We start from the raw sequence: 13,568 nt of genomic DNA on the forward strand, positions 1-13,568 counted from the left end.
ATGACCGCCACCGTCAGCTTCGAGGGCAGCGAGACCGCGCCCCATGAACTTGAGTCCAGGGCAAGGAAGTTGGCGGGCGGACTCTACGCGCTCGGACTGCGCGCGGGCGACGTCGTCGCGGTGCTGCTGCGCAACGACGCCGCGTACGTCGACGTCATGCTCGCCTGCCGCCTCGGCGGCTTCCACTTCTGCCCCCTGAACTGGCACTTCACCCCCACCGAACTCGCCTACATCATCGAGGACTGCGGCGCCGAAGCCGTCCTCGGCAACACGGACCTGCTGGCTGCGGCACGCGACGCGCTTCCCGAGGGCCTCACCGTCCTCGCGGTAGGAGACCGCCCTGCGGAGCCGTTCCTCGCCTACGAGCCTTGGCTCGCCCAACAGGCCGACTACGAAGGGCCGTTGGTGTCCCCCGGCGGTCACATGGCCTACACCTCCGGCACCACGGGACGCCCCAAGGGCGTCGTCCGCGCTCCCGTGCCCGTCGAGGAGATAGACGACTTCCGCAACCGCACCCTCACCGTCCTCGGGCAGGTCTACGGACTACGGCCCGGATGCCGCGCCCTGATGACGGCCCCGCTCTACCACAGCGCCCCGAGCATGTTCGCCCAGTACGCTGCCCTCGCCGCCGACCTGTTCGTCATCGCCCCGCGCTTCGACGCCGAGCAGACCCTCGCCCTGGTCGAACGCCACCGCATCGACGCTCTCTACTGCGTACCGACCATGTACGTAAGGCTGTTGAAGCTTCCGCGCGAGGTGCGCGAGCGGTACGACCTCTCCTCGCTGCGCTTCGTCGGCTCCACCGGAGCGCCCTGCGCACCGGAGGTGAAGAAGGCCCTCATCGACTGGCTCGGCCCGATCGTGCACGAGACGTACGCCTCCAGTGAGACCGGGTACATCACCGTCATCGACTCCGTCGAGGCCCTGGAGCGGCCCGGCAGCGTCGGCCGACCGCTGGGCGACGCGCAGATCCGGGTCGTCGACGAGAACGGCAAGGACTGCGCACCCGGTGAGGTCGGTGTCCTGTACGTACGCCAGCCCGCGCACACGGACTTCACCTACCAGGGCCGTCCGGAGGCCCGCGAGGAGGCGGGCCTCGACGGGCTCGTCTCGGTCGGCGACATGGGCTACCTCGACGACGACGGCTACCTCTACATCTGCGACCGCGCCGTCGACATGGTCATCTCCGGCGGGGTCAACATCTACCCGGCCGAGATCGAGGCCGCTCTGCTGGGCCGTCCCGGCGTCCTGGACTGCGCGGTCTTCGGCATACCCGACCCCGAGTTCGGCGAACGCCTCCACGCCCTCGTCCAACCGGAACCGGACACCGCACTCGACCCCGACCATCTGCGCGAGTCCCTGCGCACCACCCTCGCGGGCTTCAAGGTCCCCCGCACCCTCGACCTCGTCTCCGATCTGCCGCGCGACCCCAACGGCAAGATCGCCAAGCACCGCATCCGGGCCGCGTACGCAGCCGAGAACGCGCAGGCGGCGACGCCTCCTGCCGGGGGCTCCGTCCGCACTCCCTGACCGGCGCCGAAGTGCCGGTGGTCGGCGGTGCGCCGGACGGGTCGGGCCGGTTGCCGCAGGACACGACGGTCCGGCTGCGGGGGCGGCGAGGCAGGGATGTGGGGGCGTAACGTGGCATTCGTCCCGATGTCAACCCATGGGTGAACTGGCGAGGTGCGGGTGTCAGGCGAACTCTTCAACCCGGAAGCGGAATCCATGCGGCCGAAGGAGGGCGCGACGGCGGTCGTCGAAGGACTCGCGGGCTGGGTCCCGCCCCGCACGGTGCCCAACGACGCGCTGCCGTCCGCCTGGGAGGTCGACGACGCCTGGGTACGGCGGCGCACCGGCATCGCCGAACGGCACTGGGCCGACCCGGGCACCTCCACCGGCGACCTCGCCCTCCGGGCCGCCGTACGCGCACTGGACGCCGCCGGGAACCCCCGTATCGACGCGGTCGTCCTGGCGACCTCCACCCCCGACCGGCCGATGCCCGCGATGGCCCCGGAACTCGCCGCCCGCCTCGGCCTCGGCCCTGTCGCCGCCTGGGACGTCTCCGCCGCGTGCAGCGGATTCGTGTACGCCCTGGCCACCGCGACCGGAGTACTCGCCTGCGGAATCGCCGAACGGGTTCTGCTCGTCGCGACGGAGGTCTACTCGACGCTGATCGCACCGGACGACCGCAGCGCCGGAGTCGTGTTCGCCGACGGCGCAGGGGCCGTGATCCTGGGACGCGGCGAACGCGGAGAGTCCGGCAGCGTCCTGGGCTTCGACCTCGGCAGCGACGGCACCGGGCACGGCCTCATCGAGGTCGCCGGAGGCGGCGCGCTGGAACGCTCCGAGCCCGAGCGCTTCGGCCCCGGCGACCGGCACTTCCGGATGGACGGACGCGAGGTCTTCCAGCACGCGGTCCTGCGGATGACCGCTTCCTCGCGGGCCGTGCTCGACAACGTCGGCTGGCGGACGGAGGACGTCGACCACTTCGTCGGACACCAGGCCAACGCCCGCATCCTCGGCGCCGTCGGCGACCGCCTGGGCGTCCCCGCCGAACGGCGGATCTCGAACATCGCCCGCGTCGGCAACACCGGAGCCGCCTCCATCCCCCTCGCCCTCGCCGACGCGGCGGCCCGCGACGAACTCCGCCCGGGAGCACGGGTACTGCTCACCTCGTTCGGCGCCGGACTGACCTGGGGCTCGGCCGCCCTGGTGTGGCCGGACCTGGCCGGGGTGGCACGGGTGTCGGGCGTCTGACCTGGGCGTACGGCCGTCAGGCCGCGCCCCGCACCGCCGTTTCGCGCGCCGCGCAGTACACGTCGGCGGCCTTGTCGCCGTAGTGGTATTAGGGGGCGGCCCCCACGAAGCCGTCGACGTGCCGGAACTGCTCCAGGGCCTCCGTCACGTCCACGAGGAGGGTGTTCACCGCCGCCACCAGGTTCGGGTGCGGACAGTCCTGCCGGGTCGCGTCGGTGTCGTTGTGCTCGAACCAGCTTTGCGGCGGGAGTACGGAGAGGAGCACGCCGGGCGCCGCAGCGGCGGCGGTACGGGAGAACTGCTCCGCCGACTGCGCCGAGCCGTGCCACTTGTGGCACCAGTACGGGAGCTCCGCCTGGTGCGCCTGCGGCGGGCCACCCCAGCCCCGCCCCTTCACCTAAACCCTGCGGGGCGAGGGGGTGGTTGCTGTTACCGCCTGGGGCCACGCCCCTTGCCCCCTGCACGGGCTGCGCCTGCGCGTTCTCAAACGCTGGACGGGCTGAATCTCCCCGCCCGGGCTGCTTTTGCTCCCGAAGGGGGGTCCGGGGAACGGTGGAAGAAGGGTGCCCCCTGCACGAGTGCTGGGGGAGGGTAGAGGACCAGCCCCGCGCAGCGGAACCCGCACCATCCACCGGCCCGCGCCCCACGGCACCCCGCCAGGGCCACCACCCACGCCAAGGGGTCGGCCCACCTCGCCCCAACCTCCATTGTCAGTGGTCGCGTCTATGTTCGTTACATGTCCCGCCGACCAGGCGGAACGACCCCCGAGGCGTGCCTCGGAGCAAAGGAGTTGGCGTGTCGTCAGACACCATTCCGCCCGACCGCGAGAGGTCGAGCACCACCCGCCTCCTCACCCCCGCCCGCCCCCGCAAACTCGCCAAGGTCCCCTTCGTGGAGCTGGCCGACGGCCGCCTCCAGGGCGTCGTCTCCAGCGGCTCCGACATCCAGCGGGTATACGTCTCCTCGGTCGCGGCCAAGAGCTACGCCTACACCTGCAGCACCAACAACAACCGCCCTTGCGGCGGCCTCCGCAGCAGCTTCTGCAACCACCTTCGCGCGCTCATCAACGAAGCCGTCGTGCAGTACGGCGCCGACCGCGTCGCCCGCTACCTCCGCATCGAGATCTCCACGGCGGAAGCCGTCGCCGCCGACCTCACCACGGCCATGACCACCACCCGCCCCTCCCTGGGCGAGTCGTCCGCCGCCGCCTCCGTCTTCAGCCGCTTCCTCCGCCACCTCGCCTACCTCGAACTCGCGTCGGTCAACGCCCCGTTGCCCGAGATGCACTGGTTCCCGCCGACCCGGGCGGTGGCGTGATGCGTGCGGATCTGCTGACCGAGGACATCGAAGGACTCGACGAAGCGCTGGCCGCCGTCGACGCCTTCGACCGCGTACTGGTGGAGGGACTGCTGCGTCCCGGCGCCGCCCAGGCCGCAGGCACGGCGGCCCTCGCCCAGGCCGTCTCCGGGACACCGCTGGCCGCGCGCGTCGCCGAGGCCGCCGAGAGAGCGGCGGGCGGGGCAGGCGGCGAGGACGACTTCGTCGCGCTCGCCGCAGCCCGCAGCGCGCTCCTCGGGTCCGTGCACGATGCGCTCATCGCCCGTGTCGACGCGGCCACCGGCCGGGACGGGGCGAGGGAAGGGGAGGGGGAAGAAGCTGTCGACCGAAGTGGCTCGGACGTCGTGCCCGTGGCGAACGTGCCGGCCGCCGCCCGCTCCTGGCTCGCCGACCTGGCCCGTACGGGCTGGCGCGGGCTGGACCACGAGGCCGTCTCGGCTGCGGCACCCGTCATCTCCGCACTGCTCGCCGAGCCTCCGCTGCGACGGCTGGCGGCGCTGCTCGACGGCTTCGCCAACGAACTCGCCGCGTCCTGCCCGGGAGCGACCCTGGAGGAGTTCCCGGTGCGCCGCTGGGCCGACCTGTGGACGCGGGCCCTGCTCCTGACCGTTCCCGGAGCCGCCGCACCGGCCGCCACCCAGGTGGTCACCGGGCGTCTGCTGCCGCTCGGCGTCGACCTCCAGGAGCACGCCACCGCCGTACAGGCACAGGTGCACGCCGTGTTCGAGCCCGCCGACGGGTCGCCGTCGCGGCTCGTGCGGGCCAGTGTGTCGGCCCCGAAGCCGGACACCGTCGTCGGCGCGGGACTGTGGCAACTACTGCGCCCACACCTGTCGTTGTTGACCGCCGCAGGCGACGGCCGCTCCATGGACCTCACCGACATGCCGGTCACCGCCGAGGGCGACCTCCTCTGGGACGACGCACGGGCGCGGACAGGCGAGCCCGCCGACCCGCTCACCACCGCACGCATTGCCCTGCCCACCGCGACCGCCCCGCGCACCGCACCCCTGGACCGGCACCCGGCGCGCCTCGCCGTCCCCGTGTTCCTGGAGGGGTACGGCGCGGAGACAGACAGCGACGGCGATGCGGGCGGCGACGCGCTGGAGTTCGTCGTCGCGGGGCAGCGCCTGGGAGTGGACCTCGACCGGATTCCCACCGCAGGACCGCTCACCCCCAAGGCGGTCGCCGCGTCGCGGGCCTGCATCGGGCTGCTGCGCTGGGACGCCGGGGAGTTCCGGCTCCAGCCGCTCGCCGTGGAGACCGCTGTCCGCAAGAAGCCCGTCGGCGTGCACGCCGGGGCGTGGGCCGGAGGGACCGCCGACAAGGCGGGAGCGAAGGCGGAGAAAGCGGCCACCGACGCGGCGGCCGTACTGCGGGAGCGAGCGGGAAGGCTGCTGCGGAAATGACCGGAACCACTGACGCCCGGAGCGGCCCCGCCCTCGAACCCGCCGCGTACGACAGCCGCAGGCAGGTCCAGTACTGGCGGCTCCTCTCCCGGCTCTTCGACGCCGAGGAGCAGCCGAACCTGGAGTCGGCGAGCCTCGCCGTCGTCGAGGACCTCGGCCTGCCCACCGCACTGCTCGACCCCCGCGCCTCCGTCGACACCCTCGTCCAGCGCAACCCCGAACTGGCCGCCGAATTCGACGGGCTGATGGTCCCCGAGGAAGGTGGCGACGAGGAGGCGGAGCGCGACCGGGCCGCCGAGGTGCGGCGGGCGGCGCTCGTCTCCAAGGTGCTGCTGAACGTCTTCGCCCCCACGTCCGGCAACGTCTCCGCCGGAGAACTGGCGAACTGGCAGTCCGACGCGGGCTGGCTGGAGCGCGCTCTCGGCTGCCGCCCCGGCGAACTGCGCGGCGGCCGGTCCGGCGGCGGGTCGGGCCTCCCCGGTGGCGGAGGCCGTGGCCTGAGTCGTACCAGCGGGGGAGGCGGCGGTCGACTGCCCGATTTCGGTCGGCTCATCCCCGGGATCGGGCCCGAACTCGGGGACATCGAAGCCGAACTGGTCTCGCGCATGCGTCTGCGCGAAGTCCTCGCCGATCCCGTGCTCGCCGCGCAGCTGAACCCGAGCATGTCGCTCGTCGAGCAACTGCTGCGCGACAAGAACAACCTCTCCGGCGTCGCCCTGGCCAACGCCAAGAAGCTCATCCGGCGGTTCGTCGACGAGGTCGCTGAAGTGCTCCGCACCCAGGTGGAGAAGTCCACCGTCGGCGCGCTCGACCGGTCCGTCCCGCCCAAGCGGGTCTACCGCAACCTCGACCTCGACCGCACCATCTGGAAGAACCTCACCAACTGGAGCCCCGAGGAGGAACGGCTCTACGTCGACCGCCTCTTCTACAAGCAGACCGCCCGCAAGACGACACCGCAACGCCTCGTGGTGGTCGTCGACCAGTCCGGCTCGATGGTCGACTCGATGGTCAACTGCACCATCCTGGCGTCCATCTTCGCCGGACTGCCCAAGGTGGACGTCCACCTGATCGCGTACGACACCCGGGCCATCGACCTCACCCCCTGGGTGCACGACCCCTTCGAGGCGCTGCTGCGCACCAACCTCGGCGGCGGGAACGACGGACCCGTCGCCATGGCGATGGCCCGCCCGAAGATCACCGACCCCAAGGACACCGTGATGGTGTGGATCTCGGACTTCTACGAGTTCGACCGGTCCCAGCCCCTGTTCGAGGGCATCGAGGCCGTCCACCGCTCGGGAGTGAAGTTCATCCCGGTCGGATCGGTCACCAGCTCGGGCCGCCAGGAGGTCAACCCCTGGTTCCGCGAGCGCTTCAAGGCGCTCGGCACGCCGGTCCTCTCCGGCCACATACGCAAGCTCGTCCAGGAACTGAAGAACTTCCTGGGCTGAGCGGCCGGGCCTGCATCTCCTTCCAGGAGCGCGCTCTTCCGCATCAGCACCACTGCCTTCCTGCGCTTCCGCACACCCTCATCCCGAGCTGTTCCTACTGAAAGGCCCTGATATGTCCGACCTGCTGCGCGCCCCCGCCGAGATCAAGTACGCCGAGGAACTGGACTGGCTGGAGTCCGTCGACGACGGTCACAAGCCGTTCTCCTGGCGGCTGTCGCCCAAGCTGGTCCGGCTGTTCGTACTGGGCTCCGAGCGGGCCGACGGACTGGACCGGGAGATATCCCAGAAGTGGTTCGGCGAGCGTTCCATCGTGGAGCGCGCCATCGTCACCCTCGCCTCGGACCGGGGTCTGCTCCTCATCGGGGACCCGGGCACCGGAAAGAGCTGGCTCGCCGAACTGCTGGCCGCCGCGATCAGCCGCAACTCCACCCTCGTGGTGCAGGGCACGGCCGGGACCACCGAGGACCACATCAAGTACGCGTGGAACGTGTCGATGGTCATCGCCAAGGGACAGTCCCGGGAGTCGATGATCCCCTCGCCGATCATGACTGCGATGGAGTCCGGCCGCATCGGCCGCTTCGAGGAACTCACCCGCTCCACCAGCGACGTCCAGGACGCGCTGATCTCCATCCTCTCCGAGAAGTACATCTCGGTCCCCGAACTCGACAGCGACAGCGACGACAGCATCGTCTTCGCCCAGCCCGGCTTCTCCGTCATCGCCACCGCCAACAGCCGTGACCGGGGCGTCAACGACCTGTCCTCCGCCCTCAAACGCCGCTTCAACTTCGTCCGCATCCCCGTCGTGACGAACAAGAAGAGCGAGGCCGACATCGTCCGCTTCCGCACCGAGGAACTGCTGCGCCGCCACCAGATCGAACTCGACGTGCCGCCCACCCTCCTGGACGTACTCCTCCAGAGCTTCGCCGACCTGCGCGCCTCCGCTGCGGCAGCGGGCAGCGACGACGAGAAACTGGAGTCGGCCCTGTCCACCGCCGAACAGATCGGCGTCCTGGAGGACTCCATCCTGCACAGCAACTTCTTCGGCGACCGCACCCTCACCGCCCGCACCCTCGCCTCCTCCCTCGTCGGCTCCCTCGCCCGGCGCGAGCCGGAGGACCTGGCGATCCTCAACAAGTACCTGCACGGCGTCGTCGAGCCGCGCAGCAAGCAGGAGGGCGGCTCCTGGCCGGAGTTCCTCGAAGGCGGCCGCGACGCGATCGCGACCCTGTCGTGACCGCCGCCGTGCAGCGGGCCTCGGCTGCGCCGCCTGCGGTGCAGCAGGCCACGAAGAGCGACGCGGGAGCGGACTTCGACGCGCTGCGTTCTCAACTCCAGGACGCGGCACGGGAGTTCGCCGACGGGCCGGACGCGCTCCAGGGCATACTCCTCGGCCTCGTCGACGACGTCGACCGGGCGGCCCGGGAACCCCTGGAGATCTTCCCGGTCTGCCACCACTCGCCCGCCTCCGCCACGGCGATGGCCCGACGGCTGCGCGAGAAGCAGCCCAAGGTCGTCTACCTGGAACTCTGCGAGGACATGACGCCGCTCCTCACCGAGTTGCGCAACTGCCGCCTCCCGGTGGCCGTCCAGGCGTTCGCCGCCGAAGTCAAGGACTTCCCCGCCGAGTGGGCGCCCCTGTCGATCGTCGCCCCGATCACCGAAGCGTCCGCCGAGTACCAGGCCATCGCGTACGCACTCGACACTCCCGGTGTCGAACTCGTCCTGGTCGACCGCTCCTCCGACCACGTCTTCCAGTGGCAGCCGCGCGAGGACCCATCGGCGGAGCCCGCCGACCCCGACGCCCCGCCCGCCGAGGAGGAGGCCGCGCTCCACGGCGACGCGGTCGGCGTCGAGATCGGCGACCTGCGCCCGCGCTTCGCCGAACTGGAGGAACACCTCCTGCGGCACGGCAGGACCCGGCACTGGTCGGAATGGTGGAACCTCTACGTCGAGCAGCCGCTCGGTGAGGCCGACGTCGACCACGAGACGTACCGCCAGGTCATGTTCCTCATCGGCAGCCTCTTCCGCAGGCTCGCCCCGGGCGACGTCGGGCGCGTGCGGATCGACGAGGACCGCGAACGGTACATGTGGACCCGCATGCGTGCCCACCTCGCCGCCACCGGCACCGACCCCGAGGACTGCCTGTACGTCTGCGGCGCGTTCCACGCCGCCAGCCGGGTCGCCGAGTTCGGGCTGCACGGCACCGACACCTTCGAGATCACCCCGCCCAGCGGCAGCACCTGGCAGTACGGACTGATCCCGTCCAGCCACGCGGCGATCGAGGCGCAGTTCGGCCTCGCCGCCGGATCGGTGTCGATCGCCGCGACCCAGTGGGCCAAGAACCTCAAACGCACCAAGGTCGCCCCCTACCGGCTCACCGGGCAGGAAGGCGCCAAGAAGCCCACCCGTTCCCGCGCGGCAGCCGCCGTCGTCCCGGACCCGGAACCCACCGACAAGCTCTCCGGCTTCCTGCGACGCGCACCCGTCATCGACTCCGTCGACGAGGCCGAACTCCTCGGCTGGTCCGTGGAGATCGTCCGCGCCGCCCGCAAGGCCGGGTACCTCGCCTCGACCGCCGACGCCATCGCCGTGTACGAGACGTCGATCCTGCTCGCCCGGATGCGCGAACGCGCCAGACCCACCCCGTACGACTTCCAGGACGCGGCCGTCACCTGCATCGAGAAGGACAGCGTGCCCGGCAGGCGCGACGTCCGCCGCCTCGTCGAGATCATGCTCGGCGGGGACCGCGTCGGCCGGGTCGGCTACGAAGCGCTGCCACCCCTCGCCCGCGACGTCCACGACCGGCTCGCCCCGCTCGCCCTGAACCTCGAACAGCGCGGAGTGAGAAGGGCGTTGCTGGACCTGTCGGCCACACCCGCGCTCAAGCAGTGCTCCGACGTGCTGTGGATGCTGCGCCGACTCCTGCCGCACGGCGCGGCCCGCCCCATCATGGGCGAACGCAAGCTCGGGGAGGAGTCCCTCCAGGAGTCCTGGGACCTCGCCCTCGGCACCCACCAGCGAGCCCTGATCGAGCTGGGCTACGAGGGCGTCAGCCTCGAACAGGTCCTGGAACAGCGGCTGCGCCGCGCCGCGTACGACCCGCAGGCCACCACCGCGACCGTCCTCCAGGCGGTCGAGGAGGCCACGCTGTACCTCCGCAGCCGCCGCCTCGCCGACGAACTCGGCGCCCGCGCCCTGGAAGTCCTCGCCTCGGAGCGCACCGTCGACGGCGCACCCGACGTACTGCGCAGGGTCCGCCGCTTGCTCGCGTACTACCGCACCGCGGAACCCTCGCTCCCGCAGTGGATCGAGTCGTTCGTCAAGACCGGTTACGCGCACTACTGCACGCTGCTGCCCACGGCCTTCGCCGACGAGGACGCCACAGCGCGGCAGGTCGCGGCGATGCTCGGCTTCCTCTTCAGCATGGAGGGCCTCGCCCTCTCCCTCGGCTGTGACCGCACCCAACTGGAACTGGCCGTCGCCCAGTCGCACCCTGGGGAACAGTCCCGCACGGCCCTGCTCTGGGCCGCCCAGGTCCGGCTCGGCCTGCTCACCCGCACCGAGCTGCGCACCCGCTGCGACGAGCTCCTGGCCAACCCGCTCGTCCTGCCCGCCTATCCCCGCTACCTCAGCGGTCTGCTGCACGCCCTGGAACCGGTGCCGCAGTTGGTGGACTTCGTCGTGGAAGCGGTGTCGAACGCCTTCGCCCGCCTCCCCGACAGCGTGCTCCTGCCGTGGCTGCCGACCCTGATCACCACCCTGCGCGCGGACGGCGCGGACCTCGCCGCACGCCTCACCCGCGAGGCCGGGCGCGTCTTCCCCGGCCGCCTCGCGGCACTCGACACCTGGACCCCGCCCTGGCAGGAGCAGTCCGCACCCGCCCTGCCCGGGTCCCGGACTCCCACTGCGGGACGTGCCACTCTGCTCACGGCGTACCCGTCGACGTGTGACGCGATGGCGGCCCTGCTGGGCTGCGAGGGTCCGTGGGAGACGGCAGAAGCCCCGTCCGGCGCTGTCCTCCTGGGCCGCCACCCGGAGGCGGCGATGGCCTGGGAGGCGCTGTTGGCGATGGCGTGAGAGCGGGCCCTGGCCGCCCGGTGACGAGCGGCCAGGACCTGGCTGACTTCAGCGGAGGGCCGCCCCGTACACGTGGTCGACCGGCACCGACATCAGCACCCGCCGGTCGGCGACCATCACGGCCCGGTACTCGTCCCAGTCCGGGTGTTCCCCGGCGGCCCGACGGTAGTAGTCCACCAGGGCCTCCACCTCAGGCCCCTGCGGGTCGGTCCCCGGGCCGGTGAGCTTCGCGACCCCCTCGGCAGTGGCCCACGAAGCCCCGTCGGGGCTGGTGACCTCCAGGGTGGCGCGCGGATCACGGCGCAGGTTCGCCGTCTTCGCGCGCCCCTCGGTCATGGAGACGTACAGGATGCCGGTCTCCGGATCGTAGAAGGGCTGGACGGGCGAGAGCTGGGGCCGTCCGTCGGCCTTGATCGTGGCGAGTACGCCGATGCGGCTTTCCGCGAGCAGGGCACGCGGATCGAACGAGGAAGACGAAGACGGAGAGGAAGGGGAAGAGGAAGTAGAGGTCATGTGTGGGTCCAAGTCCCCTGCCTGTACGGGTTATTCCTTGGCCGTGGTGGAGTTAGCGGTGGCGGAGGCCGTGTCGGGCGGGGGCTTCGCCGCCAGGCTGCGGACGCGCGGTATCGGTGAGGGCAGCAGCCAGAGCAGGGACAGCGTTCCCCCGACGGCGCCGACGAGCAGCGTCGTCCGCAGCCCGAAGCCGGTGGCGAGGAGCCCGCCGACGACGGCCCCGAGAGGGCGCATGCCGTAGTTGACGGTGCTGAAGGCGCCCGCCACCCGGCTGCGCAGACCGTCCGGGATGACGCTGGTCTGGAGGGAGTTGAGATTGACGTCGAATAGCATGACGCCGACCCCGGAGAGGAATTCGGCCAGGGCGAGCACCCCGGCGCGTACCCACAGCGGGCCGCCCGCACAGGCGGCGACGGCGAGGGGCGCCGGGAACAGCACGGCCCCCACCACGATGCTGCGTCCCAGTCCGATGCGCCGCGAAACCCCCGGGGCGACGACCGCACCGAGGAGCGCACCGGTCGAACCGATCCCCAGGGCCAGCCCGATCGCCCCGGCGGACAGCCCCAGAGTGCGGCTGGCGAACAGCACCATCAGCCCGCTGCCCGCGACGAACGTGAAGAAGTTGACGGTCGCCGCGCAGCAGAGCGCCGCCCGCAGGACGGGGTGCTGCCAGACGAAGGCCATCCCCTCCCGGGCACGCCGCAACAGGGAGGTAGCCGCTGCCGCATCGGCCTCGGCGGGCGCTTCGACGAGCGGGATGTGGCCGATCAGGAAGGCGGATGCCACGTACGACAGCGCGTCGACCACCACGGCGACCGGCGCGGTCAATGCCTGCACGAGTCCGCCGCCGACCGCGGGGCCGATCACGTGCGACGCCGACCGGCTGGCACTGAGCCTGCTGTTCGCCTCGACGTAGGAGGAGCGGGGCACGAGCTGGACGAAGAAGGGCGGATAGGCGGTGCTGAAGACCACTGCGGCGGTACCGGTCAACACGGCCACCACGTAGAGCTGACCAAGGCTCACCGCGTCGAGCAGGTACGCCACGGGGAGACTGAGCAGCACCGCGCCGCGCACCAGATCGGCGGCGACCATCAGGCGGCGCTTGCGGGTCTGCCGGTCGACCCAGGCTCCCCAGATGATCGCGAGCAGGTGCGGCGTCCAGACGAGTGCGGTCAGCCAGGCCACCTGGTTGGCGGACGCGCCCAGTGCGGTGACGGCGATCAGCGGCAGTGCCAGTTCGGAGATCCGGTCGCCGAACTCGGATATCGACTGCCCTGCCCAGAACCGGCGGAAGCGGCGGTCGCGCCCGAGGGACGGTGGTAACGAGGGTTCCGCCGTTTCCGCCGGCGGGGCGATGGTCACAGGGAGCCTCCCGGATGTCCGGTTCCGGCTCCGGTTCCGTGTTCCTCGGCGCCGTCGCCGGGTGGTGCGTGGTGTTCGGCAGCGTGTTCCGGCAGTGCGTAGCGCAGCAGCCGTACGCCACGGCTGCCGGACGGGCGCTCGGCAGGACCACGCGTCACGTACGGCGCGAGGACCTGCTCGATGCCGTCCTGGATCGCCGCGAGCTCCTCCGCCGAGACGACGATCCGGGTGTCGGCCAGCCTGGCGGCACCCTGCCACAACGGGCTCAGCAGAGGCTCGACCTCGGCCACCCATCTGCTCGGCAGATCCGCACGGCGCGCGAACATCTCCCGGGTCAGGGCTCGGGCGGCCGCCTGCCCCGCCACGTCCTCGGGGTCCTCGGGCGCTTCGAACCGGAACCCGCGTGCCGCCGCCTCCCACCGTCGTTGCCGTCGGTCCGTGCCCGGCGCGGCGTCGCGCACGAGACCGAAACCCGCGAGATGCCGCAGGTGCCAACTGGTCACCGATGGTGTCGCCCCCACGTCGGGGGCGAGTTGCGTCGCCGTCGCGGGGCCGTGCCGCCGGAGGTGGTCGAGGATGGCCAGCCGTACGGGGTGCGCCAGTGCGCGCATCGCCTGCGGATCGGTGATGTCGATGTCGCCCAGCCGATTTCCGGTATCCATGACGT

Annotated in this window: 11 protein-coding genes; 7 read left to right on the forward strand and 4 right to left on the reverse strand. The window is 71.5% G+C overall.

Annotated features, from left to right (window positions below):
- Together OG897_RS27725 and OG897_RS27730 are read left to right on the forward strand one after the other, a co-directional pair.
- Positions 1-1,530 (forward strand): AMP-binding protein, encoded by a 1,530-nt coding sequence (locus OG897_RS27725; protein WP_266660834.1) that lies wholly within the window; start codon positions 1-3, stop codon positions 1,528-1,530.
- A 195-nt stretch (positions 1,531-1,725) separates the two neighbouring features.
- Positions 1,726-2,757: a beta-ketoacyl-ACP synthase 3 gene (locus OG897_RS27730; protein ID WP_266662459.1), complete on the forward strand. Its 1,032-nt coding sequence runs from the start codon at positions 1,726-1,728 to the stop codon at positions 2,755-2,757.
- Positions 2,758-2,845: 88 nt separating this feature from the next.
- On the opposite strand, the gene OG897_RS27735 is transcribed toward OG897_RS27730, so the two are convergent.
- Positions 2,846-3,154 (reverse strand): hypothetical protein, encoded by a 309-nt coding sequence (locus tag OG897_RS27735; RefSeq protein ID WP_266660836.1) that lies wholly within the window; start codon positions 3,152-3,154, stop codon positions 2,846-2,848.
- Positions 3,155-3,552: 398 nt separating this feature from the next.
- Here OG897_RS27735 and OG897_RS27740 point away from each other — a divergent pair, with 398 nt between their 5' ends.
- The 5 genes from OG897_RS27740 (at position 3,553) to OG897_RS27760 (ending at position 11,026) form a co-directional block, all read left to right on the forward strand.
- A complete protein-coding gene (locus OG897_RS27740) occupies positions 3,553-4,074 on the forward strand; it encodes a hypothetical protein (RefSeq protein WP_266660839.1) in 522 nt (173 codons plus the stop codon).
- Positions 4,044-5,501: a hypothetical protein gene (locus OG897_RS27745; protein WP_266662460.1), complete on the forward strand. Its 1,458-nt coding sequence runs from the start codon at positions 4,044-4,046 to the stop codon at positions 5,499-5,501. Before OG897_RS27740 ends, OG897_RS27745 begins: the two co-directional genes overlap by 31 nt.
- Positions 5,498-6,949, forward strand: coding sequence for a VWA domain-containing protein (locus OG897_RS27750; protein WP_266660844.1), 1,452 nt, complete (start codon positions 5,498-5,500; stop codon positions 6,947-6,949). The genes OG897_RS27745 and OG897_RS27750 overlap by 4 nt, the downstream gene beginning before the upstream one ends.
- A gap of 112 nt (positions 6,950-7,061) precedes the next feature.
- Positions 7,062-8,183 carry an AAA family ATPase gene (locus tag OG897_RS27755; protein ID WP_266660846.1) on the forward strand — a complete coding sequence of 374 codons (1,122 nt, stop codon included), beginning with the start codon at positions 7,062-7,064 and terminating at the stop codon, positions 8,181-8,183.
- Positions 8,184-8,221: 38 nt separating this feature from the next.
- Positions 8,222-11,026: a DUF5682 family protein gene (locus OG897_RS27760; protein ID WP_266662461.1), complete on the forward strand. Its 2,805-nt coding sequence runs from the start codon at positions 8,222-8,224 to the stop codon at positions 11,024-11,026.
- A 48-nt stretch (positions 11,027-11,074) separates the two neighbouring features.
- Here OG897_RS27760 and OG897_RS27765 read toward each other — a convergent pair whose 3' ends face one another.
- The 3 genes from OG897_RS27765 to OG897_RS27775 are packed head-to-tail and all read right to left on the reverse strand — an operon-like array spanning position 11,075 to position 13,563.
- Positions 11,075-11,539: a PPOX class F420-dependent oxidoreductase gene (locus tag OG897_RS27765; protein ID WP_266660848.1), complete on the reverse strand. Its 465-nt coding sequence runs from the start codon at positions 11,537-11,539 to the stop codon at positions 11,075-11,077.
- 30 nt (positions 11,540-11,569) lie between these two features.
- Positions 11,570-12,901 carry an MFS transporter gene (locus tag OG897_RS27770; protein ID WP_266660850.1) on the reverse strand — a complete coding sequence of 444 codons (1,332 nt, stop codon included), beginning with the start codon at positions 12,899-12,901 and terminating at the stop codon, positions 11,570-11,572.
- Positions 12,898-13,563 (reverse strand): helix-turn-helix transcriptional regulator, encoded by a 666-nt coding sequence (locus OG897_RS27775; RefSeq protein WP_266660852.1) that lies wholly within the window; start codon positions 13,561-13,563, stop codon positions 12,898-12,900. Before OG897_RS27775 ends, OG897_RS27770 begins: the two co-directional genes overlap by 4 nt.
- Positions 13,564-13,568 lie beyond the last annotated feature (5 nt).

It is taken from the genome of Streptomyces sp. NBC_00237 (assembly GCF_026342435.1).
Lineage (GTDB): Bacteria > Actinomycetota > Actinomycetes > Streptomycetales > Streptomycetaceae > Streptomyces.

Excerpts from the sequence above, each read along its gene's own strand:
- OG897_RS27775 (WP_266660852.1), bottom strand. The coding sequence starts at position 13,563 with ATGGATACCGGAAATCGGCTGGGCGACATCGACATCACCGATCCGCAG.
- OG897_RS27755 (WP_266660846.1), top strand. The coding sequence starts at position 7,062 with ATGTCCGACCTGCTGCGCGCCCCCGCCGAGATCAAGTACGCCGAGGAA.
- OG897_RS27750 (WP_266660844.1), top strand. The coding sequence starts at position 5,498 with ATGACCGGAACCACTGACGCCCGGAGCGGCCCCGCCCTCGAACCCGCC.
- OG897_RS27730 (WP_266662459.1), top strand. The coding sequence starts at position 1,726 with ATGCGGCCGAAGGAGGGCGCGACGGCGGTCGTCGAAGGACTCGCGGGC.
- OG897_RS27765 (WP_266660848.1), bottom strand. The coding sequence starts at position 11,539 with ATGACCTCTACTTCCTCTTCCCCTTCCTCTCCGTCTTCGTCTTCCTCG.
- OG897_RS27725 (WP_266660834.1), top strand. The coding sequence starts at position 1 with ATGACCGCCACCGTCAGCTTCGAGGGCAGCGAGACCGCGCCCCATGAA.